Here is a 26,210-nt window from a genome sequence, read left to right on the forward strand (position 1 = left end):
TTAAAAATATTATAAAGTAAAAGATTAACCTCTACTGTTGTAGTTAGGCGCTTCTTTCGTGATTTGAATATTGTGTGGGTGCGATTCTCTCAAACCTGCACCAGTAATACGTACAAATTGAGCTTCTTTTAATTTTTCAATGCTTGCCGCGCCACAATAACCCATTGACGCTCTCAAACCACCAATATATTGGTAAACAACTTCAGCCAATGTTCCTTTGTATGGTACACGGCCAACAATACCTTCAGGTACTAATTTTTTGATATCTGCTTCTACATCTTGGAAATAACGGTCTTTTGAACCTTTTTCCATAGCTTCTACAGACCCCATACCACGATAAGATTTGAATTTACGACCTTCTAATAAGATGGTTTCGCCTGGAGCTTCTTCAACCCCCGCGAACAATGAACCAGCCATAATTGTATCCGCACCAGCTGCAATTGCTTTCGCAATATCACCAGTTTGTTTGATACCACCATCCGCGATCAAAGGAACTCCCGTACCTTTTAATGCTTTAGCCACTTCATATACGGCGTACAACTGAGGAACACCTACCCCTGCAATAATACGAGTTGTACAAATCGAACCCGGACCAATACCGACTTTAACACCATCTGCACCTGCATCTGCTAATGCTTTTGCGGCAGCTCCTGTAGCAATATTACCCACAATTACTTGTAATTCTGGATATTTAGCTTTTACCTCTTTTAATTTATTGATTACACCTAATGAGTGACCATGTGCAGTGTCAATGGTAACGACATCCACACCTGCAGCCACCAAAGCATCTACACGATCAATAGTATCAGCTGTAACACCTACAGCAGCACCTACTAAAAGACGACCATGTCCATCTTTAGCCGCATTAGGATAATGTTTATATTTTTGAATGTCTTTAAAAGTAATAAGTCCTTTTAGTACATTATTACCGTCTACAACTGGTAATTTTTCAATTTTATAATTTTGAAGGATTTCTTCAGCTTTCACTAAGTCTGTTCCTATTGGAGCTACAACAAGATTATCTTTAGTCATTAATTCCTTAATAGGCTTAGTCATATCTTTTTGGAAACGCAAATCACGATTTGTGACGATACCTACCAATTTACCTGCGCCATCAATAACTGGAATACCTCCTATTTTGTGCTCTTTCATAATACTGAAAGCATCACCAACAGTCGCATTCTCTAATAAAGTAACAGGATCTTGAATCATACCGCTTTCCGAACGTTTTACTTTACGTACTTCAGCAGCTTGTTGTTCGATCGTCATATTCTTGTGCAACATACCGATACCACCTGCTTGTGCTATAGCAATAGCCAAATCAGATTCAGTAACAGTATCCATTGCAGCTGATACTAAAGGAATATTTAATTTGATTTTGCGCGTTAGATAAGTACTAGTATCTACGTCTCTAGGTAATATTTCTGAATAAGCTGGTATTAATAATACATCGTCATAAGTAAGACCTTCAGCTACGAATTTTTGTGGATCTAATTGCATGGCAAATACCTTTCTTGGGTTTTCTATTTGCCGGACAAAGATACAAAATAATTTAATAATTACTAATAAAAAATACTTATCTATCCTTACAACATTATAATTTAATTTTCAAATGACATGAATTTAAGAGAAGGATAATAAGTACAAAAAATTAAAATCCCATTTTTAATATTAACCTATTCGTAGTTTTCAAATACTTTGGCAACATATTTGCTTTATCACAATAAAAATTAAACACTGAACTCAGGATTGACCTCAAGTTCGTTCTTAAAAACAAATTATAGATTATGAAAAAAGTATTTTTATCTTTAATTGCAGTGGGTGCCTTGACTTTCGGAGCTAATGAAGCAAAAGCACAAACTCCTTTCAAATCAGCACTAGGTATTGTATTCGATGGTAATGATGGTGCTAACGTAGGTATCCAATACAAAACAGCTTTAAATGGTCCACAAGCATTGCAATTGCAAGCAGCATTTGGTGATCATTGGGTAACTTTAGGTGGTGACTGGCAATACGAAAGACCTATCAATGGAGCTGATGGTTTACACTGGTACGCGGGTGTTGGTGCACAAGTAAATATCTGGACAGGAAAAGGTGATAGCGATACTGGTTTTGGATTAAGACCTCAAATTGGTTTAGAATACAAAATCCCTACAATTCCATTTGCTATGCACTTAGATTATAAACCTTATTTAAGATTAAACAATGATGCACATTTCCATGGAGATGGCTTTACATTTGGTATTAAATACGTTCTTAGATAAGAAATAAGCTAAAAAAGGGAATCAAATGGTTCCCTTTAATATTTTTTTTCTTTCCTGTAACTATATAATCCTTATATAGTTAATCTCTTCATTCCTTTGTTTTCTTTCTGTATTTTTTTTATACCTTTGCGAATCTTGGTAAATATTTTTATCATTACATCGTAATAAAAACATAAACTATATCAAATTAATAGACGAATAAGAAAATGCAGAGCAAAGGGCTGATTAAATTTTTGGTAGCCGTATTGACAGTAGCCTGTCTCTACGCGTTATCATTTACATTTGTTACTAGGAAAGTAGAGCGAGATGCTGAAGCTTACGCAGGTGGCGACATTGCCAAAGAAAAAGCGTATTTGGATTCTATCGCTGGAGAAGTAGTGTATAATTTAGGCGTAGCTAAATTTACCTACAGAGAATGTAAAGCACAAGAGTTGCCTTTGGGTCTTGACCTTAAAGGCGGTATGAACGTAACAATGGAAATTTCATTGGATGAGTTGATTCGTAACTTAGCGAACAATCCTAAAGATGAAAAATTCAACAATGCGTTAACTACAGCAATTCAAAAAAGTAAATCAACTAATACTTCTATTGTTGATCTATTTATAAACGAATATAAAGCAAGTGGTGCTTCTGCAACATTAGCTTCATTCTTTGCTACTAAAGATAATTCAAACTTTATTTCTAACAACAGCTCAGAAGCTGACGTAAAGAAATTCTTACAAGTAGAAGCAGATAATGCTATCCAAAATTCATTTAAAGTATTACGTACACGTATTGACAAATTTGGTGTAGCATCTCCAAATATTCAAATTCAACAAGGAACTAACCGTATCTTAATCGAATTACCAGGCGTAAACGACGCGGATCGTGTTCGTAAATTGTTACAAGGATCTGCTAAGCTAGAATTCTACGAAACTCATGACAACGGTCAGATTTATCCTCTTTTAGATAATATCAATAGAACTTTAGCTTCTTCATTAAAATCTACTGAGAATACAGTAGCTAAAGCTGATACAGCAACATCGGATACGACTAAGAAAGAAAATTTATTAGCGAACTTAGGTGGTAACAAAGCTGCTAAAACAGATTCATCTGCTGCAGTAGCAAACATGGCTGCTCAAAATCCATTATTCAGCGTGTTGATGCCATCGATTTACCAAACTCCTGATGGTCAACAACAGTTAGCTCCAGGTGCACAAGTAGGTATCGCTGCTTTGAAAGATACAGCTAAAGTAAACGCTTATTTTGAAAGACCTGAAATCAAAGCGTTAATCCCTGCTAACGTAAAATTATTGTGGGCAGTAAAACCTGAGCAAAGTGCTAACTTATTATCGTTATATGCTATCAAAGTTGGCGCTGGAGAGACAGGTTCAGTATTATCTGGAGATGTAATTACAGATGCCAGAGATGAGTTTGATCCTCAAACTAACTCTCCTGTAGTAAGTATGAAAATGAACTCATATGGTGCTAAAGAATGGAGAAGAGTTACGGCTAAAGCATCTCAAAAGAAAGAAGCTATCGCTATCGTATTAGATAATGTAGTATACTCTGCCCCTACTGTACAATCAGAAATCGCAGGTGGTAACTCATCAATTTCGGGTAACTTCACTATTGAAGATACAAAAGACTTAGCTAACGTATTAAAATCAGGACGTCTTCCGACTACTGCTAAAATCGTTGAAGAAGCTATCGTAGGACCTTCTTTAGGTCAAGCGGCTATCGACGCTGGTTTGAATTCATCATTAATCGCTGTTGTAGTTGTAATGTTGTTCATGGTAGCGTACTACAACAAAGCGGGGTGGGCTGCAAACATTGCCGTTATATTCAACGTATTTTTCTTATTAGGAATCTTAGCATCCTTGAATGCGGTATTGACTCTCCCTGGTATTGCAGGTATCGTTTTGACAATGGGTACAGCCGTAGATGCTAACGTACTTATTAACGAACGTATTCGTGAAGAAATCCGTGGAGGTAAAAGTATTCGTCAAGCTATTGCAGATGGTTACAAGTACGCTTTACCATCTATCTTAGATGGTCAGATTACGACTTTCTTAGTAGGTGTGGTATTATTCTTCTTCGGATCAGGACCTATCTTAGGTTTCGCTACTACCTTGATGGTTGGTATTATTACATCATTATTTACATCAATCTTTATCTCGCGTTTGATTTTCGAATTCATGTTAGAGCGTGATATGAAGATCAATGTTTCTTTCCCTTGGTCTGCAAACACTTTATTGGGTGCGAATTTCCAATTCATCAAAAAACGTAAAATATTCTATACTATTTCATTAATTGCTGTTGCTATTTCATTTATATCAATCTTCACTAAAGGGTTTAGTTTAGGTGTTGACTTCCAAGGAGGTCGTACATATACTGTACGTTATGAGCAACCAGTAAATTTGGAAGAAGTTCGTAAAAACTTAGATGAAGTCTTTCAATCTACGACAGAAGTAAAAACTTTTGGTAGTGCAAATCAAGTTCGTGTAACAACGACTTACCATATCCAAGAAACTTCGGATGAAGCAGATGCTGAAGTATTAGCGAAATTGAATTCTGGATTAGAAAAAGTTTCAGGTAATAAATACGAAATCTTATCTTCTCAAAAAGTTGGTCCTTCTATCGCTTCAGATATTACTGATAGAGCGGCTTGGTCAGCAATTATCTCTATATTAATTATTGCTGTTTATATTTTTGTACGTTTCCACAAATGGCAATATTCAGTAGGTGCTGCTGTTGCAACTATTCACGATGGTATTATCTTGTTAGGTTTATTCTCTTTATTAGATGGAATAGTACCTTTCTCATTAGATATAGACCAACACTTTGTAGCTGCATTCTTAACGGTATTGGGCTACTCTGTAAATGACACCGTGGTTGTATTTGACCGTATCCGTGAGGATATCAGCAAAGCTGTAGGATCAAATAAGAGCTTTGGTGAAATCGTAAACCATGCAATCAATACTACGTTATCACGTACGATCATTACATCTTTAACAATTATCTTCGTATTAGTGGTGTTGTTTATTTTCGGTGGTGAGGTAATCAGAGGATTTGCGTTTGCAATCTTAGTAGGTATCGTAGTTGGTACTTATTCATCTATTATCTTGGCTTCACCTGTTGTTTACGATTTAGGTAAAAACAACAACAGTATATCTAAACCAAAAGCTGTAGAACCAAAAGTTGTTACTCCATAATTTTAACAACTTCAAAAATAAAACTAAGGGCTATCCATTTGGATAGCCTTTTTCGTTTATCACAAATTCATCATAAATAGATAGTTTTCCTGAAGACCGTGTTATTTTTTATAGATTTGTGTAAAGAACTATTTATATGAAAAAAATGATGATCTCAACTCTAATATTAAGTACTATTCTTGGATTTTCGAGTTGTTCTAATTCTACTAACAATACGAATACAGCTACTGAAGTAGAAAATCATGAAGGCCATGATCACAGTGGACACGATCATAGCACACACAGTCCTGAAGCCACTACAGCAGAAGCGCAACAACAGACAGTAGAGGAATTATCTCAAAAAGCCCCAGCTCCTGTCTTGCCAGAATTCACCTTCTATAAAGTAAAATCAGGCATCAGCTATACACAGCAGGACATTCCAAAGGGCAAAAAATCAGCTTTCATATTATTCGATCCAAGCTGTGGCCATTGTCAATTGGAAGCAGGACAAATCGCTAAAAATTACGCCAAGCTTAAAAATATAAATATCTATTTCGTTTCGATGAATGATCCAGCATTGATGGCAAATTTCTTAGAAACTTTTGGAAAAGAATTGGTTGGCAAGCCAAATGTTGAAGTGTTATACGACAAAAACCAAGATTTCATCCAAAAAATTCACGTTCCTAAGCAATTCCCAGCTAACTATGTTTACACAGCTGAAGGAAAATTACAGTCTTATTGGGATGGTGATCGCAAAATCGAAGAAATCATAAAAGAATACACAAAATAAAATCAATGAAAATAGCAATAAATGGTTTTGGTCGAATTGGAAGACACACGCTTCGCAATTTGCTAAAGCGAAATTTAGAAAATATTGATGTCGTTGCTATTAATGATTTAACAAGTACATCTACCTTAGCTCATCTATTCAAGTATGATTCAGTGCATGGGCCTTTCGAAGGGAAAGTGACCTTTGATGAAAAATACCTGTATATTAATGAGCATAAAATTTTAGTGCCCCAGGAGAAAAATCCTGCGGATCTACCTTGGGGAAATTTGAATATTGATGTTGTTGTAGAGTCCACCGGGCATTTTACAACAAAAGAAAAAGCATCACAACATTTGGAGGCTGGAGCTAAACAAGTCATAATTTCAGCACCATCTCCAGATAAGGAAGTACCAACAGTCGTATTAGGCATTAATGACCAAGATTTCGATTGGAATACTCCCCTATTTTCAAATGCTTCTTGTACAACCAACAATGTAGCACCTTTAGTAAAGATTTTAGATGAAAACTGGGTTATCAATGACGGCTATATTACGACGGTTCACTCCATGACAGGTGATCAGAATTTACATGATGCTCCTCACCGTGATTTGCGTAGAGCACGTGCTGCATCTTCTTCTATCATTCCTACGACTACAGGAGCTGCTAAAGCTATTACCAATGTATTTCCGCATTTAGAAGGTAAATTAGGTGGAGCAGGTATCCGAGTACCGGTTTTGAATGGTTCTTTGACGGATTTTACCTGTACATTGAGTAAAGAAACTACGGTAGAAGAAATCAACAAAAAATTCAAAGTTGCTGCTGCGAACGAACTAAAACAGGTACTTTATTATACAGAAGACCCCATAGTTTCTGTGGATATTATTAACAATCCATATTCTTGTGTCTTTGATGCGCAGTTAACATCTATTGTAGGTGGTTTGGTAAAAGTAGTGGGTTGGTACGATAATGAATTTGGATATTCTAACCGTCTTGTGGATATTTTAGAGAAATTAAGCAAAAGATGATACGTTTTATTTCTGCAGAGCAAACACTCCCTTTGCGCTCTTTAGTCTTACGAAACGGATTTCCAGAGGCAGAATGTATGTTTGATCATGATACATTACCCACAACCTTCCATCTAGGATATTATAACGAAGAAATTGAGTTAACTTGCATCTTAACTTGTATGAAGGAAAATCACGGTAAACTTCCGAAAGATGCTTATCGTCTTCGTGGAATGGCTACACATCCCGATCATAGACGCAAAGGCTATGCTGCTGAATTGCTGAATGCTTGTATCTCACATCTTCAAAATCAATTGGGTATAGCATACCTATGGTTCAATGCACGCACAATAGCATTTCCTTTCTATGAAGCTTTAGGATTCGAATTTATGTCCGATGAGTTTGATATTCCAGGCATCGGTCCTCATCGTGAAATGTTTAAATATATTGGATAAACAAAAAAGTCATTTCATTGGAAATGACTTTTTTGTTTACATCTCCCCTTCCACGCCTAAGCCGAATAAAGCGAAATCATATTTTACAGGATCCGATTCATCCAATTGATACAAATTTTCCGATAATTCAACAGCAGCCTTCCATTGCAATTTCTCCAATGTTATTAAATGGAATTTACGTGCTACACGCTCTACATGTACATCACAAGGACATATCAATTGGGATGGCGCAATTCTATTCCATATTCCAAAATCTACGCCCTTATCATCCTGGCGAACCATCCAGCGCAAAAACATATTTAATCGCTTACATGTGGACTTTTGAGCAGGTGAACTCACATGTTTTCTCGTCCGTAATGGAAAATCTGGTAGCGAAAAGAAATAGAGTTTGAATTCATTTAAAGACTTTTCTATCGAAATTTCTGATGGTTTCAAATTTTCCTGCCCTATTAGAAAAGCGTCTTCCAAGGAATCAAAACGGCTGTAGTGATAACGAAAGAATTCTACAAAATAAAGCAGATCCGTATCATTGAACGTACGATGTTTAAAGCCCAACAAAGATCTCAAATCTTCCTCCTTGTGATTCATAATAAAATCATATGGACTTCCGCCCATTCGCTCGATCAACTCCTTACACTTATTAATAATGGTTTTTCGTTGTCCCCAAGCTAATATCGATGCGATAAAGCCCATAATTTCTATATCCTGCTTTTTAGTAAAAAGATGCGGGATACAAATCGGATCATTGGGTATAAAATTCGGTTGATTATATTCCTCAACCTTGCTATCCAAAAATTCTTTAAGATTAAAATCTGACATTTTATTTTACTAAAGCCACTTCAAATATATGTCCATTTCGCTGACCATGCTCTTGATTTCGCATTTGTAACTGACCTTCATAGCAAAGTTGCTTTAATCGTTCTATTAAAAAATAATCACCTATTCCATTAGAATTATATCCATTATACATATTACCAATGGTTAATCCAATTACTTTGAAGGAAAACTGAAATTCAGGAGTACAATGCGTTATTAATATATCATCAAAATATGTAATATTTGATTCTTCTATCTCATTTTGATTATTTAAAATTCTCAAATTGGAGTTGTTTCTTAAATACTTCTCCCAACTTTTTTCAAAAAATAGCTTTTCATTATTAGTTATTAATCTAAAATATTGTTTTGCAAGCTGTATGTTTTCCGATGTACAGACATACAATGAAAACAATTTTGCATCATATCCATTATGGTTATTAAAAGAAATATTTTCCCAATCGACTGTGTAAATAGAGATTTTTTTATCCTTCAAAAAATTTAATGTAGCTGCTTTCCATATGTATTCATTACCATCATCACCTAGCCACATATAAACAGTATCTAATGAAGTTATCTCACTTAGTTTGTCAGCGAGTTCCTTGCTTTTTATCTCTCTGTGATAGTAAGAATCAGGTTCTTGAAAAAATTCTTCAAACCAATTAATACGTTCATTAATTCCTTTTAATGTCTTTAAATCATACAAAGGACCTAATACTAATGTATCTAATAAAGTAATTAATTTAATATTCTCATTTGATAAATCAATAACATCGCTTATCATTAAATTATTTAATGAATTTTCGCCATAAACGATATGATATTCTTTTACCATATTATTAGTTTAAAAGGTTACAGGGGAGGAATGCTTAAAACTATATTTTAATTCCTTAATAATAAGACTTCCATCAACTATTTTTTGGAAAGAATTCTCAGAATTGAATGATAAGGGTAAGTCAAAACCATATTTTTTAGCGGATGCTAAAATTACATCCCTTTTAGAAGGATGTTCTGGTGCTACAAGGTTATAAATTGGATAATGTAGATGTGAGTCAAATCCCTTTGTGATTAACGCCACTACATCATCTACGTGAATAAAATTCGCCGGTTGATCGCCTGTCATACAGATACGATTAGCAAAATACTTGGCAAAAATTCTATTCTTTCCAAATAATCCTCCAAGACGGTAAATATGAGAATTTGTCAACTCTACCTTTTGCTCTGCGACTAACAACCTCTCATTCAAATCTTCAGTATAGTCTTCTGTGAAAACACCATCCTGATCCGGATAGATCCCTATAGAGCTCAAATAGATTTGCTTTCGAAATTTTAGGTTATCGATGTATTGTCGAACATGTTCAAAACGATTAGATATTTCATCTACAGAATTCTTAGAACTGGCAGGAACACTGTTTAAAATATAATCAAAGGTAGTGGGGAATTCAGAATTAGAATCTTTCAAATCAAAATTAACTACCGCAACATGCAAACCTAATGCAGAAAGGTAATTCTTCTTCTCCTGCGAAGTACATGTAGCGAAGACTTGCCAACCTTTCTCGACATAATATTTTGCCACCTCTTTTCCTACCCAACCACAACCTAAAATCAATATTTTCATCTAGCTAATTTAAACAAAAAGAGCAAAGAAATAATCTTTGCTCTCCGGATATGAAATTTTGAATTTTTATTTAATAAAAATTAATATGCTTTTGCGAATAATACTCTGCCTTTCGAAGGCTTACCTGTAAAGATACAAACGCCATCTTCCACTGCGAAGTCTAAAGGAATACAACGTGTAGTAGCTTTGGTCTCTTCTTTCACACGTTTCTCTGTTTCAGGTGTTCCATCCCAATGACAAGAAACAAAACCACCTTTATTTTCTAATACATCTTTAAATTCTTCGTAAGAATTTACTTCTGTAATGTGAGAATCACGGAAATTTAACGCTTTTTGGAAGATATTATCTTGGATTTGATCCAACAAGGTAACGATATAATTACCTAAACCTTCTTGTGAAACAGTTTCTTTAGTTTGTGTATCACGACGCGCTAATTCTACGGTACCATTTTGCATATCACGTGCACCAATCGCAACGCGCAAAGGAACACCTTTCAATTCCCATTCCGCGAATTTGAAACCTGGACGTTGTGTATCGCGGTCATCGTATTTCACAGAAATACCTTGCGCTTTCAACTCTGCATTTAAATTATCTACAAAAGCATCTATGTTTGCTTTTTCTTCTGCTGTTTTGAAAATCGGTACGATTACAACTTGAATTGGAGCTAATTTTGGAGGTAATACCAAACCTTGGTCATCCGAGTGCGCCATAATCAATGCACCCATCAAACGCGTAGAAACGCCCCAAGAGGTAGCCCATACGTACTCTTGCTTTCCTTCTTTCGATGTAAATTTCACATCAAAAGCTTTAGCAAAATTTTGACCTAAGAAGTGAGAAGTACCAGCTTGCAATGCTTTACCATCTTGCATTAGCGCTTCGATAGTGTATGTATCCAATGCACCTGCAAAACGTTCTGATTCCGTTTTACTACCACGAATAACTGGAACAGCTAATGTTTTCTCCGCAAATTCAGCATACACTTCCAACATTTGTTGTGCTTCAGCAACAGCTTCTTCCGAAGTCGCATGCGCTGTATGCCCCTCTTGCCACAAGAATTCAGCCGTACGCAAGAATAAACGAGTACGCATTTCCCAACGTACCACATTCGCCCATTGGTTTACCAAAATAGGAAGATCGCGGTATGATTCAATCCAGCCTCTGTATGTATTCCAAATAATAGTTTCGGAAGTAGGACGAACGATTAATTCTTCTTCCAATTTCGCTTCTTCATCTACGATAATATTTCCATTACCATCATTTTTTAAACGATAATGTGTCACTACCGCACATTCCGTAGCAAAACCTTCTACGTGAGAAGCTTCTTTGGAGAAAAATGATTTAGGAATAAACAAGGGAAAATATGCATTGCTATGTCCTGTTTCTTTGAACCGCTTATCCAAAATAGCTTGCATACGCTCCCAAATAGCATAACCATAAGGTTTTATCACCATACAACCTCTGACTGCAGAATACTCCGCCAAATCCGCCTTGATAACCAGATCATTATACCATTGTGAATAATCTTCACTACGACTTGTTATTCCTTTACTCATTGCTTAAACTATATCTTATAAATCGGAAAATATATGTTAAAAAAGCACATATTCTCGCGCTGTAAAAATTTATTTATATTTTTGATTAGAGGTATTAAACCTTTGTTAAAATTCGCGTCTAAGATAATAAAAAGACGTTGGATTATCTACAACAACTAGCGATAAAGATATTATGAAAGCGAATAGAATAGTATTAGGTGGTTTAGCATTGACAATAGCCGTGGCTATTAGTTCATGTTCAACAAGTAAGCAAATCGCTTACAAAGATGACATGTACAATAATCGTCAGGCTAATGTTGATCAACCTTATCAAAGTCCAGATTATTACTATACGGACGAACAATATACAGAACAAAATAATGATTATTATGCCGATGAATATTCTGATGAAGAATATTATGAGGATGGATATGAAGATCTAGAATACGCTAATCGTATCAATAGATTTTATTATTCTTCTCCAGGTATGACATATTATGATCCATTCTTTGATCCATGGTTTGGCTATGGTTATGGTGGAATGGGTTTGGGATGGTCTAATTGGGGCTGGGGTTCTAATTGGTCACTAGGGTTTGGATGGGGCTATCCATACGGACGTTTCGGTTATAACTTTGGATGGGGAAATCCTTACTATTCATACGGTTGGGGCTGGGGTAATCCATATTATTATGGTTCGTATTGGGGATATAACTCTTATTACAATCATTGGGGACATCCTTATTACGGATATAGTAATGTAGGTTATGGAAATGGTTATAGAGTTCGCCCTACTTATACGTCTGTTCGCTCGACAAATCGTGGCTCATACGATTCAAGGGTTAATAATCGATCAACTAACAGAGCTACAGCAGGAACATCCTCTCGCAGTGTAAGCAGAGATGCAAGCGGACGCATAGTGACAGGTTCAAGAGTATCTTCTAGAAATACTGAAGGTTCATCACGTACTAGCACTACACGCAGAGAAAATGGTACTGTACAAAGAGGAACATCTTCACGTAGCGTATCAGAAAGATCATCTAGTACTACTGAAAGAGGAACTATACAAAGAGGTACTTCTTCACGCAGTGTAACTCCAGATAGAAATTCTAATTCGGGTAATTCTAGAGGTACTACTATCCAGAGAGGAACTTCAAGTGAAAGAGGAACAACTACAACATATCCTTCTACTAGATCTACTACTACAGACCGTTCGTCGAGATCATCATCGGATAACACGAATAGATCTACAACAACAAATAGAAGTGTTAGAGAAAGTTCAAGTTCATCTTCTAGCAGTAGCAGAGGAAGTTCATATACACCATCGAGCTCTTCTTCTTCATCTTCTTCTGTAGGAAGTTCTTCAAGAAGTTCTTCTTCATCAGTAGGTAGCAGTTCTTCAGGTTCTTCATCAAGAAGCTCGTCTTCTGGATCAAGTTCATCGGGCTCAAGCTCGCGTTCTTCAAGAAGATAACATTAATAAAAATATTTGCCAGCTCTTATGAGCTGGCATTTCTTTAACCTTATTTTGACTAATAATCTCATGAATATTAAAAAAATTATACTTTCTGTTTTTGTGTCTAGCGCTTTTTGGGGATATGCTCAAGCGCAATCCGTAGACGATGCTGTTTCTTTTTCTAAAGATGATAATCCAGCTTCAGCCAGAATCAAAGGTATGGGAAATGTACAAACTTCTCTAGGAGGTGATATTACTGCGGTAAATGGTAATCCTGCAGGTCTTGGATTTTTCAGCCGCTCTGATATAAGCATTACTTTTGACTATTTACAGAACAGCAATAAGGCCGATTTCTTTGGCACTAATTCTAATAGTAATAAAGGAAATTTTGGCGTTTCGCAAGCTGGTGTAGTTTTTAATTTTCCCAATAGAAATCAGATAGCGGGGTATGCAGGCTGGCAAAATTTTAATATGGGAATCAGCTACAATAAAAAGCAGAATTTCAATAATTCAATTATTTACAATGGAATAAATAATGAAACATCCTATGTAAATAATCTTACAGACATCATGGCTGAAGATAAAGGCTTTGAAAATGATTTTTATAATAGTTATCTTGTTGAAAAATTTGCTAATCCAGCAGATGGATACTTCCCTTTAGCAGAAGAAGGCTATGATAAAGATCAAGTTAATGATTTATTAACAAAAGGTTACCATAGTAATACTGCTCTCGCTTTTGGTGCAAACTATAATAATAAATTCTATATCGGAGGTACTTTAGGTTTGTCATTCTTTAAATATGAAAAGAGTAAGATATTTGAAGAAAATGGTTTGACAAAACTTGCAGTAGATGTAGCAAAGGACAACCCAAATTCTGATTTCGCTAACCCGACCTCTGCTGATTATATAAAGTTTGGAGATAAAAGCTATCAACTAATAGATGATTATTCTCAAATTAGTGAAGGTTCAGGTGTTGACTTTAAATTAGGTATGATCTACAAGCCTGCTACCGATTGGAATATTGGCTTAACAATCACCACTCCTACGTTGTTAAGCATCAGCGAAACTACTGACGCCTTTACTGATGTTAGTTTTTTTCCTGATATGGGATCTAATAATTCATTTCACACTTATGAGTCAAAATTGTACTCAAGTGATCAAGATTATAACTTAACTACGCCTTGGAAATTCGCATTAGGCGCTACTAAATTCTTTAATCGAGGATTATTTAGTGCAGAAATGGAATATATAACCTACAATACTACACGATACAGTAATCCTTCAAGATTTAACTCATTCCAAAATATGAATGATATTATCAAGGATGAGCTGCAAGGTGCAGTGAATGTTCGTTTAGGAGGTGAATATTTGATTAATAATATTATCAGTGGACGTGCAGGATTCAACTTTATAGGCAATCCTTACAAATATGCTGAAGAAACTAATGTTAGTGGTAGTGTTGGTCTAGGTTTCAAATTGACGAACACCTTATATGCTGATATAGCTATTGTACATCAAGTTAATTCTTACAGCGCTGCACCTTATGTGTTAAGTGATTTTTGGTACGATAGAGGAAGTTTTGAACCAATCGCAGATTTAAAACTTCAACGCACAAATGCATTGTTTACTATTGGAGCTAAGTTTTAGATAATTTTCAATTTATATCAACGAATAGCGGAGTATTTACTTCGCTATTTTTATTTGGGTTCCTTTGATTCATCCATTAATTATCCTGCATACTTTTAGTAATCTTCTGAATATTCAGGCTATTCGCCATAGCGGAAAAAATACGATGATAAGTTCCTTTTTGATCGTATAAATCATCGTGTGTTCCGTCTTCCACTACCCTACCTTTTTCCATCACAATAATATGAGAAGCGTCAATTATTTGGGAAATGGAATGAGATACGATTACTACTGTACGCCCGACTTTGATCGCATCTAGACTATTTTTAATTTGCTCTGTCGCTATAGCATCCAAATTGGCCGTGGGTTCATCCAAAAATATAATCGGAGGATTTTTCAAAAACATTCTGGCTATTGCAATACGCTGTTGCTGTCCTCCGGATAATAAATGAGCTTCGGAATCATATCCTTTTGGCAATTCCATTATCTGTTCATGGATATACGCTTTCTTCGCAGCTTCCATCACATCTTCAAGGGATGCTGTAATCTTTCCATAGCGGATATTATCCGCAATAGTTCCTTTGAAAATGTGGTTTTTCTGAAGGACCAAGCCAATATTCTCGCGCAAAAATTTTGTATCGTATTCTTTTAAATTCACTCCATCTAAAAAAATATCGCCCGATGTAGGATAGTAAAACTTATCCAAAACATTAATAACGGTACTTTTGCCCGCTCCGCTCAAGCCAACTAAAGCCGTAATCTCATTAGGTTCTATACGCATTGATACATTGTACAAGGCTGGTGTTCCATTGGGATATTCAAAATCTACATGACGCATTTCGATAGCACCAGTAATTTTTGTTGGTCTATAATATCCTGTTAATTCTTTTTGATCGTCAGCCTTTAAAATTTCAAAAAAGCTTTCTGAATATATCAAAGCATCATTCACCTCATCATATATACGATGCAGTTGTCTGATTGGGGCAGAAACATTGTTAAATAACATGATGTGAAACATAATTGCCCCTAGCGTCATTTGCTCATCCAGCACAAAATATGCTGTAAGAATAATTACCAATACGATACCGATCTGCTCCACAAAACTTTTTAGGCTATCGAAAAGGTAACTCGTCTTGCGTGTAGACATTTGATTTTCCGTCATATCGTATTGAATTTTACGATGACGTTCGGCTTCTTCGTCTTCTCGCACAAAGGATTTGATTACCGTGATAGAATCAATAAGATTGATAATTTGATTGCTTTTATTCTCTCTGAAAAACCGCATATTACGACGGAAACCAGATAATTTGGTGGCCTGTAATTGAGAAATATAGAAATAAATAGGAACGGTAATAAGTCCAATAAGACCAACATAAAAGTTGGCCAAAAACATGCATACCAAAGCTACAATAGCTGTCGTAAAAAGCGGTAAAATGTCTATGAAGAAATTCTGCACCAAACGTGTCAATGAACTAATTCCAGCATCAATACGCGTTTGTAATTTACCTGATTCATTGGACTCGGTGGTATAAAATGCCATTCTATAGGTCAGAATCTTCTCGACAATAGTCTGCGAAAAGTCCCGGGCAATCATAATTTTTAATTTCTCCCCATAAAACTTCTGGCCGAATTGTACCAGCGAATAAATGATTTCTTTTCCTAACAAGATGGCAGAAATAATCCCTATGATATGCATGCCCTGCTGGAGTGGGGTTTTGTTTACCAACAAATCACTTATTTTATCTACAGTATATTTCAGTACAAATGCATTAATCTGTGCTGCAAATGATCCGATTACTGTCAATCCTAATGCTAGAAAAATTAGATGTTTGTAAGGTTTGACAAACGGAAGGATATTTTTGTATAGGTTTCTTATTGTCATACAATAAGTATAACAACAAAATTTTGTATTTGTTTCCTAATGGTATGCTATTTACATACGATGGTTTGTATTCCCAGAGAATCAAATAATTCTTGGAAAGAAGAAGGTATTTCGTTGCTAATAATAACATCTATATTAGAGAAATCAGCAATTTTACCAAAACTCTTTCTGCTAAATTTACTTGAATCCGCTAGCACAATAACTTGTTGAGCGACTGAAATCATTTTTTGGTTTAACAAAGCTTCTTGCGCACTAGTAGTAGAAATGCCATATTCTAAATCTATACCATCCACACCTAGAAAAAGTTTGGAGCAAAAAAATTGTTCCAGGGTATTAATAGCATATTGACCTGTCACGGAAGAAGAAGTATGTCGAACAGAACCTCCCAACTGAATAACCTCTACATTAGAATGCTTTAAAAGTTCCAAAGTGACATTTAATGCAGACGTAACCACGGTCAAATGACCTTGAGGTATTATCTCGCGCGCAAAAAATTGTGTAGTCGTACCTGATCCAATGATAATGGAATCATTTGGCGTCAAAAAATTAGCGGAAGCTTTTGCAATAGCACGTTTTTCTGCCTCATGCAATTTTTCTTTTTCAATAACTGAACGATCTGTCTGATAAGGGTTTTGTTTGGTTACGCCTCCATGTGTCCGATACACCAATCCAGAATCTTCTAAAAATTGTAAATCCTTTCGTATTGTTACGGATGAAACTCCTAAACTTTCACAAAGTTCTACTACCGATATATGTCCTTTAAGGTTTACTTCCCTGATAATGTGTTGATGACGTTCGACGTTATTCATAATGGTCTAATTTATCAATTAATTCTAAAACGAAAGAAAAAGATAAAATATTTTTCATTTTGTTTCGTTTGTTTACGTTTTTTATTAATTTTACGCGATAACCAAAACACAATTACATCTATTCAAAATGAAATTTACTAGAAACGAAGCTATTAGAAGCATTGAAAGCACCCAAGAATGGGACATTACGATTATCGGTGGTGGTGCTACGGGCCTAGGTATAGCAGTTGATGCCGCATCCAGAGGTTATAAAACATTACTTGTCGAGAAGTATGATTTTGCAAAAGGTACATCAAGTAAAAGTACGAAGCTTGTCCACGGAGGAGTTCGTTACTTGGCTAACGGTGATGTAAAATTGGTAATGTCAGCTTTAAAAGAGCGCGGTTTAATTTTCAAAAATGCCCCTCATGTTTCTTTTGTTCAAAGTTTTGTTATCCCTTCGTATGATTTCTTTGGCAAAATGAAATTTTTGATTGGCTTAAAGTTATACGATTGGCTTGCAGGTAAACTTCGTATTGGTAAATCAACGTTATTGAGTAAGTCTGAGGTTATCGAAAAACTACCAAAAGTAAAACAGAAAAACTTAATCGGTGGTATCCAATATTTTGATGGTCAATTTGACGATGCACGTTTAGCATTAAATTTAGGGCAGACTGCTTCAGAACATGGTGCTGTTGTATTAAACTATTCTGAAGCATCAGCTATCTTAAAAGACGACAAGGGTACTGTAACCGGCATTGAATTTATTGATAGAGATACGGATAAGAAATACACCATTAAATCCAAAGCAGTAATTAATGCTACAGGAATTTTTGTGGATGATATTTTGAAATTAGATGTGGCTGCTCATAAAAATTTGGTAAGACCAAGCCAGGGAGCACATATTGTAATTGACAAAAAATTCTTAGGCAATATTGATGCCCTTATGATTCCCGAAACAAGTGATGGTCGTGTACTTTTTGGTGTGCCTTGGCATGACAAAGTCTTATTAGGCACGACGGATACCCCTTTGAATGCACATCAAATTGAGCCTCGCCCTTTGGAAGAAGAGATCCAATTCATTTTGACTACAGCGAATGATTATTTGGACAACGCACCTACCCGTCAAGATGTATTAAGTGTATTCGCTGGTTTAAGACCTTTGGCTGCCCCTACTGATAATGACAGCAACAGTACAAAAGAAATTTCTAGAGATCACAAATTAATCAAAAGTAAATCTGGATTAATCACTATTACAGGTGGTAAATGGACTACCTATCGTAAGATGGCAGAAGAAACTGTAGACTTAGCGATTACAACAGGAAATCTTGCACCAAAAGCTTGTCAAACAACCACACTTCAAATCCATGGTTACTCTACAGAGAGACGTGAGGGACATTGGCAAGTGTACGGTTCAGATACTGAGCAAATCAAAAATTTGGTTAAAGAAACACCTTCATTAGGTAATAGACTACATCCAAATTATGATTTTATCGAAGCAGAAGTAGTTTGGGCAAGCAGAAATGAAATGATTTACAACATTGAAGATTTCTTAGCACGTAGAATTCGTTTTCTTCTTTTAGATGCCAAAGCATCCCTTCTAGCAGCACCTCGAGTGGCCGAATTAATGGCGAACGAACTGCAAAAAGATGAAAATTGGGTTAAAGCACAATTGGAAAATTATAGTGCATTAGTCAAAAACTATACGCTATAACAATAAATAGTAACACTATAAACCAAATTTGATATGAAAAAGGAATACATTCTTTCCTTAGATCAAGGTACTACGAGTTCTCGCGCTATCTTATTCAACCACAATGGGGAGATTGTGGAAGTAGCGCAAAAAGAGTTCAAACAAATCTATCCTAAATCAGGATGGGTAGAGCACGATGCGCAAGAAATCTGGTCTACACAGCTTGCTGTCATGACCGAAGCTATCGCAAAAGCTAATGTAAAACTTGATTCTATAAAAGGAATAGGCATCACCAATCAACGTGAGACGACAATTGTCTGGCATCGCAAAACAGGAAAACCCATTTGTAATGCGATAGTATGGCAAGATCGACGCACGGCAGATTATTGTAAATCAATTGCTGAAAAAGGATTAGACACCTTGATTCAAGAAAAAACAGGTCTTTTAATTGATGCGTATTTTTCTGCTTCTAAGATTAATTGGATTTTAGAAAATGTGGAAGGAGCGCGTCTAATGGCTGAAAATGGTGAATTAGCTTTCGGAACCGTAGATTCTTGGTTAGTATACAATTTGACAAATGGTGAAAAACATGTTACTGATGTAACTAATGCTTCAAGAACATTACTTCTTAATATACATACTTTAGATTGGGATCAAGAGTTACTAGATATTTTTGATATCCCAAAATCGATGTTACCAACAGTAGCAAGCAGTTCTGAACTTTACGGTCATACTTCATTGGAAATTGGCAATGTAAATATTCCGATAGCGGGTATTGCAGGAGACCAACAAGCTGCGCTTTTTGGTCAGTTATGTACAAAAGAAGGTATGGCTAAAAATACTTATGGAACAGGTTGTTTTCTGTTAATGAATATTGGCAGTAAGCCTGTAATTTCAAAAAACAAATTGGTCACTACAGTTGCTTGGAAAATTGGCAAGGAAGTAAATTATGCCTTAGAGGGCAGTATTTTCATTGGTGGAGCTGTTGTACAATGGTTAAGGGATGAATTAGGCATTATCAAAAAATCATCTGAGGTAGAAGCTTTGGCAACGAGTGTTCCGGATACCAATGGAGTCTATCTAGTTCCTGCATTCTCGGGATTAGGTGCACCACACTGGAATGCTAACGCACGTGGAACTATCGTCGGTCTTTCAAGAGGTTCAAAAGACGCACATATTGCACGTGCAGCTTTGGAAAGCATCGCTTATCAGACTTATGATATTTTGAAAGCCATGGAAAACGATTCGGAAAACCAAATCCAGGAATTGCGTGTGGACGGTGGCGCTACCAACAATAACTTCTTGATGCAATTTCAAGCCGATATTGTACAAACCAAAGTTATTCGTCCAGCTATCACGGAAACTACAGCAATGGGTGCCGCATTCTTGGCGGGACTAGCAGTAGGATTTTGGAGTGATATTGATGAATTAAAATCTCTGTGGAAAGAAGATAAGGCTTTCGAAGCTAAATCAGAAGAAGGTTCGAATAAAGAGCTGTTGCGTGAATGGAAAAGAGCAACTGAAACAGCAAAATTCTGGGCTAACTATAAAGACTAAAAAATTATAACTAATAAACTACTATTATGACACCTTTATTAGCTGAATTTATTGGAACAGCTGTATTAATCCTTCTGGGAGGTGGAGTTGTAGCCAATGTCCTTCTAAAAGGAACAAATGGCAACAATTCTGGCTGGATTGTGATTAGTACTGCTTGGGCTTTAGCTGTTTTCGTAGGCGTTACGATTGCAGGCCCCTATAGCGGAGCACATTTGAACTGCGCTGTTAGTTTATCGGTATTAATCATGGGCGAAATGAGTTTGATGACAGCATTAGGCTATATGGCTGCGCAATTAGCAGGTGCTATGCTTGGTTCTTTTTGCGTTTGGGCATTCTACAAAGATCATTTTGACCAAACAGAAGATGCTGGCGCTAAACAAGCAGTATTCTGCACTTCTCCTGCAATCAAAAACTTACCTCGCAATTTGCTAAGTGAGACACTAGCGACTTTTGTTCTAATTTTCACTATTCTGCATTTTAAGGATGCCACTTTGAATTCCACCACACCTATTGGCTTAGGCTCTATTGGTGCACTACCAGTGGCTTTTCTTGTTTGGGCAATAGGACTTTCATTAGGAGGAACAACGGGATATGCGATCAATCCAGCGAGAGATTTGGGACCGCGCATTGTTCATGCATTAGTACCCATTAAAAACAAAGCGTCATTTAATGCGGAATATGCATGGGTTCCAGTATTGGGGCCAATGATAGGCGCAGCATTAGCAGCATTACTATATCTTGTCATACATTAATGATAAACATATATAGATAAATTAAGAAAAGAAACATAACCAACAATTAGCTTAATATAAGTTTAACATCGACTTAATTTAAGCTTTGCAAATTAGCAACGAATTAATCATACTCCTATGTTAAATAAAATAAAATGGGGAAATGGAGATAGACCATTTCAGACCAAACTTGTTTGGCTTGCACTTATTTCTAGCCCATTTGTGGGAAATGCATTTGCCTATGAAAAGACACCTACAGATGCATGGGTATTACAGCAGACCATAAAAATAGGTGGTAAAGTTTTAGATTCTAAAACCAATCAGCCCCTATCTAATGTTTCTATTCAGGTGAACGGAAAAGCCGTGACATCATCTAAAGTAGATGGTACATTCACTTTAGATGTTCCTACAGGAGCAGAGGTAAGATTTAATCTTATTGGATATGAATCTTATACTCAAAAGTATAGTACAGCGAACAGTAACATTACTATCCGATTAACCGAATCTTCTCAAGATATCGACGAGGTTGTTGTTACGGCGTTAGGAATCAAAAGAGAACAAAAGGCTCTTGGTTATTCCGTTAGTACGGTTTCAGGAGAACAATTAACTGATGCGATATCTAACAACTGGTCAGATGCCTTAGTCGGAAAAGTAGCAGGTTTGAATGTTACGAAATCCAATGGAGGTCCTTTAGGATCAAATGAAATCGTATTGCGAGGCGAAACTTCGTTTTCAGGTGACAACAGTGCACTTATCGTGATTGATGGTGTTGTCATGGAAGCTGGTAAAAGAATGACTACTACTGGTCAATCCAATTATTTAGCAGACGATTCTCCTGTTGACTTTGGTTCGTCATTAGCAGACATCAATCCAGATGATATAGAATCCATAACAGTATTAAAAGGTCCTGCGGCATCCGCATTATATGGTTATCGTGGTGCAAATGGAGCTTTGATTATTACGACAAAACAAGGCAAAAAAGGTGGTGGATTTGGTGTTTCTGTAAACTCCAATACTACTTTTGGAACTATTAACCGTTGGCCAGATTATCAATATGAATACGGACAAGGTGATATTGGTCAAGACCTCTACTACTCGTATGGACAAACAGATGATGGATCATCTACATTTAGTACTTCTTCGGCATGGGGTCCGAAATTTGATGGACAAATGTTCTACCAATATGATCCAGAATATTATAGAATAGCTCCACCAAATCGTACATTGTGGCAAGCTTATCCAAACAATAGAAAAGATTTATTTACGACAGATGTTACTGCGACAAATAGTATCAGCATCTCGGGTTCGACAGATAAAACATCTGCTCGTTTCGCTTATACTAACGTTTATAATTCTTGGATTATTCCAAACATGGGATATAACCGGAACTCCATAGCGGGTAACTTAACAAACCAACTTACAGAGAAGTTATCATTCTCTACCAAAATTAATTACAACCACCGTGGATCTGACAACTTACCTAACTCGGGTTATAACAACCAAAGTTATATGTATTTTGTTCGTGGTATTACTCCAAACATGGATTCCAAATGGTTTGAAGATAACTGGAGACCAAATAGATATGGTATTGAACAAACAACGCCATTCTCTAACTTATTGGATAATCCAAAAACCATGTCTTATGACATGATTAACTCCCAAAACAAACATCAAGTTATTGGTAATATTCAAGCGGACTACAAATTCACTTCCGAACTGAGTTTGATGCTTCGTGGTGGTCTAGACTTTTCTTACGATCAACGTACGCAGTCAAGACCTTTTGACACGTACAAATATGCTTTTGGTTACTACCGTGAACAAGGTGTCTACAACCAAGAAGTGAATGCGGATTTCCTTTTCACTTACAACAATCAGAGAAATGAGGATTTCAAATTTGGCGGAAACTTCGGTGGAGCGATGTTAGTAAACGTGTATGATAGAGAAGATGGCTGGACAAGATCATTAAGTGTTCCTAACGAATATAATTTCTCTAATTCCGCTACAACGGTTACATACTCTCCATATTTGTCTAAATATGCTGTTAACAGTTTGTACGGAATGGGTAATGCCAGTTATAAAGATGTAGTCTTCTTAGATGCTACATTACGTACGGACTGGGCTAGTACTTTAGCTTCTCCTAAAAAAGGAAATGTTAAGCCTTTCTTCTACCCTTCAGTAAATGCCAGTGTGGTATTGTCGGATGTATTTGAACTTCCTCAAAATATCAGTTTCTGGAAATTTAGAGCGAGTGCAGCCGCAGTCGGAGGTGGTGGTAAACGCCCATACTTAAATAGTTACACCTACCCTCGCGAAACCAACTTCCCAGGTGGTGCATCCAACCCTACATCTATTCCAGATGAAGAATTAACATTCGAAAATAAAATTTCGTACGAATTAGGGACTGAATTTAGAATGTTTAAAAACCGTGCTAAAATAGATGTAACAGTTTATAAAGGATTCAATGTAAATCAAATCATCGAAACGCCTATCGATCCATCATCGGGCTATAGAAACCAAATCATCAATGGTGGTAAGGTAAGTAATAAAGGTCTTGAAATTGAATTGAACGGCGATATCATTAAAAATTCTCAAGGATTTGGTTGGTCATTATTCGGTAATTACACAGCTTTTGATACTAAAATCGAAGAATTGCCAGTGATGGACGAAGATAAACCATTAGTATTATCTACTATTTACGGAAGCCGTGGTACTGTAGAAGCAAGACTAGGCGGACGTTTTGGTGATATGTACGGATTGGGTTACTTACGTAGTCCTGAGGGTCAAATAGTATACAGTTCAGGATTGCCTGTGTATACTGACGATGTTATTTACATCGGAAATCCGAATGCAAGACAAAAATTTGGTATCGGTACTACATTAAGCTACAAAAACCTAAGATTCAACGTTTTATTTGATGGTCAGTTCGGTGGTGTTGGTTACTCTTTGACACATGCGGTACTGATGGAAGAAGGTAAATTAAGAAAAACTATTCCAGGAAGATATAACGGAATTATTGGTAATGGTGTAATCGAAAATGCTGACGGTACGTATTCTCCAAATAATGTTGTGGTTGCTGCAGGAGATTATTACCGTACCCATTTCAACAGAGATAACATTGAATCAAATACATTTTCTACCGACTTCGTTAAGTTAAGAGAAGCACGTTTGGATTATTCTTTACCAAAAGACGTATTGAGCAAGTTAAAAGCTAGCAAAGTGACTGTAGGTATTTATGGACGTGATCTTCTTGTATTTAGTAACTGGCCTGCGTTTGATCCTGAATTTGGATCATTAAATGCAAGTGGTGTGGAAAAAGGTGGTGAGATAGCTCAATTCCCTTCAACACGCAATTTTGGTCTTAACTTATCCGTGTCTTTCTAATCGAATTGTTATGAAATTTAAATTTAACTTAATTATAGCCGCTGCAACTTTATGCATTACCTCATTGAGTTGTACAAAAGATTTTGTGGATGTGAATACCAACCCAAATGAAGCGGCGAAAGTATCGCCTCAAGCTTTATTGGGTCCCACAATATATAAAACCATATTAGCTAATATTGACCGTAATATGCGTATTAATAACGAGCTAATGCAGGTTACAGTTACAACTAACAACAATCTAGAGTTTCACCGTTATGAGGTTCGTGCAACAGAAACTGAGGCGATGTGGAGAAACTGGTATGTAGAACTTACTAACATTCGTGATATTTACCATAGTGCGGGAATAGCTCAACAAGCAGGTTTCCAAGCTTACCAAGGTATCTCTAGAATCTTAGATGTATGGGTTAGTTCATTACTTACGGATATGTATGGTGACATTCCTTATTTCCAAAGTAATCTAGGATACAAGGAATTAAATACGACACCCGTATATGATAAGCAAATAGATATTTATCGTGATCTATTCTTAAAATTAGAACAAGCCAATCAATTGTTGACGGATAATACGATTCCTGATGCACAAAAAAACATGGATCCTCTATTTGCTGGAAATACAGAAAAATGGCGCAAGTTTGGTAATTCACTTTACCTAAGATTATTGCTACGTGTTTCTCATAAACCAGAATTGGATGCTGCGGTGAAAATTCGTGAAATTGTAGAAACTAAATCATCACAATATCCTATTATGGCTAGTCATGATGATTCAGCTATTCTTTATTTCTCTTCGCAAGAGCCATATATCAATCCTTACTTGAATGCCCGCGACATTGATTTCAATGGTAATAAAGGCTATTCACATTTCTTTATTGAAAATTTAATTGCGCTTGGTGACCCTCGTCTTGCTTTGTGGGCTACTCAACCAACATTAGGTACTTATTTAGGTATGCAATCTGGTTATCCACGCGGATTAGTACCTGAGCGTCAGTCTACATTTCACCTGTCTTTAAAGACAAGTCCTAAATTAGGTAATATCCTAAATTATGCGGAATTGCAATTTATATTAGCAGAATGTGCACTTAGAGGATTTACGTTTGGAGATTCGTGGCAACATTATCAAGATGGTGTAAACTCGGCTATGCAAATATGGGATGCAAATGTACCTGTAAATTACTTTAGCAATGAACGTGTAGGCTTCTTCCCTACCGACACAGACGAAACCAAATTGAAGAAAATCCATTTACAAAAGTATTTTGCTTTATTCTTTACAGACTTCCAACAGTGGTATGAATACCGCAGAACTAAAGCTTTGGATTTAATTCCAGGACCAGGTTTAGAAGGACGCAAAATGCCAGTAAGAATGACTTATCCGTTAATCACTCAGGCATTAAATAAAGTTAATTATGATGAAGCATCTGCTCGTATGGGAGGAAATACTCCAAACGGATTAATGTGGTGGCAACCTGCTAATTAA

19 protein-coding genes are annotated in these 26,210 nt (G+C 36.3%); 12 read left to right on the forward strand and 7 right to left on the reverse strand.

The features are described 5' to 3' along the window. Positions 1 to 24 precede the first annotated feature (24 nt). Positions 25 to 1,500 (reverse strand): IMP dehydrogenase, encoded by a 1,476-nt coding sequence (guaB, locus tag G5B32_RS07100; RefSeq protein ID WP_165290853.1) that lies wholly within the window; start codon positions 1,498 to 1,500, stop codon positions 25 to 27. A gap of 287 nt (positions 1,501 to 1,787) precedes the next feature. Here guaB and G5B32_RS07105 point away from each other — a divergent pair, with 287 nt between their 5' ends. From G5B32_RS07105 to G5B32_RS07125, 5 genes are all read left to right on the forward strand, one after another. Beyond that, positions 1,788 to 2,264, forward strand: coding sequence for a hypothetical protein (locus G5B32_RS07105; protein WP_165290854.1), 477 nt, complete (start codon positions 1,788 to 1,790; stop codon positions 2,262 to 2,264). Between the two features lie 206 nt (positions 2,265 to 2,470). Then, the gene (gene secDF / locus G5B32_RS07110; protein WP_165290855.1) at positions 2,471 to 5,458 is read left to right on the forward strand and encodes a protein translocase subunit SecDF; all 2,988 of its coding nucleotides are present in this window, start codon (positions 2,471 to 2,473) and stop codon (positions 5,456 to 5,458) included. Positions 5,459 to 5,603: 145 nt separating this feature from the next. After that, positions 5,604 to 6,227, forward strand: a complete 624-nt coding sequence (locus G5B32_RS07115) for a TlpA family protein disulfide reductase (RefSeq protein WP_223815334.1) — start codon at positions 5,604 to 5,606, stop codon at positions 6,225 to 6,227. Between the two features lie 5 nt (positions 6,228 to 6,232). Continuing rightward, positions 6,233 to 7,231, forward strand: coding sequence for a type I glyceraldehyde-3-phosphate dehydrogenase (gap, locus tag G5B32_RS07120; protein ID WP_165290857.1), 999 nt, complete (start codon positions 6,233 to 6,235; stop codon positions 7,229 to 7,231). Then, on the forward strand, positions 7,228 to 7,665 hold the full coding sequence (locus G5B32_RS07125; RefSeq protein ID WP_165290858.1) for a GNAT family N-acetyltransferase: 438 nt from the start codon (positions 7,228 to 7,230) through the stop codon (positions 7,663 to 7,665). The genes gap and G5B32_RS07125 overlap by 4 nt, the downstream gene beginning before the upstream one ends. A 36-nt stretch (positions 7,666 to 7,701) precedes the next feature. Here G5B32_RS07125 and G5B32_RS07130 read toward each other — a convergent pair whose 3' ends face one another. From G5B32_RS07130 to proS, 4 genes are all read right to left on the reverse strand, one after another. Continuing rightward, positions 7,702 to 8,484: a TIGR02757 family protein gene (locus tag G5B32_RS07130; RefSeq protein WP_165290859.1), complete on the reverse strand. Its 783-nt coding sequence runs from the start codon at positions 8,482 to 8,484 to the stop codon at positions 7,702 to 7,704. 1 nt (position 8,485) lies between these two features. Beyond that, positions 8,486 to 9,313, reverse strand: coding sequence for a DUF3658 domain-containing protein (locus G5B32_RS07135; RefSeq protein ID WP_165290860.1), 828 nt, complete (start codon positions 9,311 to 9,313; stop codon positions 8,486 to 8,488). Between the two features lie 9 nt (positions 9,314 to 9,322). Then, complete coding sequence (locus G5B32_RS07140; RefSeq protein ID WP_165290861.1) at positions 9,323 to 10,096, reverse strand: NAD-dependent epimerase/dehydratase family protein; 774 nt, start codon at positions 10,094 to 10,096, stop codon at positions 9,323 to 9,325. An 80-nt stretch (positions 10,097 to 10,176) separates the two neighbouring features. Next, on the reverse strand, positions 10,177 to 11,649 hold the full coding sequence (gene proS, locus G5B32_RS07145; RefSeq protein WP_165290862.1) for a proline--tRNA ligase: 1,473 nt from the start codon (positions 11,647 to 11,649) through the stop codon (positions 10,177 to 10,179). A gap of 172 nt (positions 11,650 to 11,821) precedes the next feature. Here proS and G5B32_RS07150 point away from each other — a divergent pair, with 172 nt between their 5' ends. Both G5B32_RS07150 and G5B32_RS07155 read left to right on the forward strand, forming a co-directional pair. Beyond that, positions 11,822 to 13,099, forward strand: coding sequence for a hypothetical protein (locus tag G5B32_RS07150; RefSeq protein ID WP_165290863.1), 1,278 nt, complete (start codon positions 11,822 to 11,824; stop codon positions 13,097 to 13,099). A gap of 69 nt (positions 13,100 to 13,168) precedes the next feature. Further along, on the forward strand, positions 13,169 to 14,728 hold the full coding sequence (locus tag G5B32_RS07155) for a hypothetical protein (protein ID WP_165290864.1): 1,560 nt from the start codon (positions 13,169 to 13,171) through the stop codon (positions 14,726 to 14,728). Between the two features lie 76 nt (positions 14,729 to 14,804). Here the strand turns inward: G5B32_RS07155 and G5B32_RS07160 are convergent, their stop codons facing one another. Then, on the reverse strand, positions 14,805 to 16,589 hold the full coding sequence (locus G5B32_RS07160) for an ABC transporter ATP-binding protein (protein WP_165290865.1): 1,785 nt from the start codon (positions 16,587 to 16,589) through the stop codon (positions 14,805 to 14,807). 47 nt (positions 16,590 to 16,636) lie between these two features. Continuing rightward, complete coding sequence (locus G5B32_RS07165; RefSeq protein ID WP_165290866.1) at positions 16,637 to 17,398, reverse strand: DeoR/GlpR family DNA-binding transcription regulator; 762 nt, start codon at positions 17,396 to 17,398, stop codon at positions 16,637 to 16,639. A 127-nt stretch (positions 17,399 to 17,525) separates the two neighbouring features. Here G5B32_RS07165 and G5B32_RS07170 point away from each other — a divergent pair, with 127 nt between their 5' ends. The 5 genes from G5B32_RS07170 (at position 17,526) to G5B32_RS07190 (ending at position 26,210) form a co-directional block, all read left to right on the forward strand. Beyond that, on the forward strand, positions 17,526 to 19,091 hold the full coding sequence (locus tag G5B32_RS07170; RefSeq protein WP_165290867.1) for a glycerol-3-phosphate dehydrogenase/oxidase: 1,566 nt from the start codon (positions 17,526 to 17,528) through the stop codon (positions 19,089 to 19,091). A 33-nt stretch (positions 19,092 to 19,124) separates the two neighbouring features. Continuing rightward, positions 19,125 to 20,627 (forward strand): glycerol kinase GlpK, encoded by a 1,503-nt coding sequence (glpK, locus tag G5B32_RS07175; RefSeq protein WP_165290868.1) that lies wholly within the window; start codon positions 19,125 to 19,127, stop codon positions 20,625 to 20,627. Between the two features lie 26 nt (positions 20,628 to 20,653). Then, complete coding sequence (locus tag G5B32_RS07180; RefSeq protein WP_165290869.1) at positions 20,654 to 21,379, forward strand: MIP/aquaporin family protein; 726 nt, start codon at positions 20,654 to 20,656, stop codon at positions 21,377 to 21,379. 117 nt (positions 21,380 to 21,496) lie between these two features. After that, a complete protein-coding gene (locus G5B32_RS07185) occupies positions 21,497 to 24,739 on the forward strand; it encodes a SusC/RagA family TonB-linked outer membrane protein (RefSeq protein WP_165290870.1) in 3,243 nt (1,080 codons plus the stop codon). Positions 24,740 to 24,749: 10 nt separating this feature from the next. Then, positions 24,750 to 26,210, forward strand: coding sequence for a SusD/RagB family nutrient-binding outer membrane lipoprotein (locus tag G5B32_RS07190; RefSeq protein WP_165290871.1), 1,461 nt, complete (start codon positions 24,750 to 24,752; stop codon positions 26,208 to 26,210).

Source organism: Sphingobacterium sp. SGL-16, assembly GCF_011043515.1.
GTDB classification, from domain to species: Bacteria; Bacteroidota; Bacteroidia; order Sphingobacteriales; family Sphingobacteriaceae; genus Sphingobacterium; species Sphingobacterium litopenaei.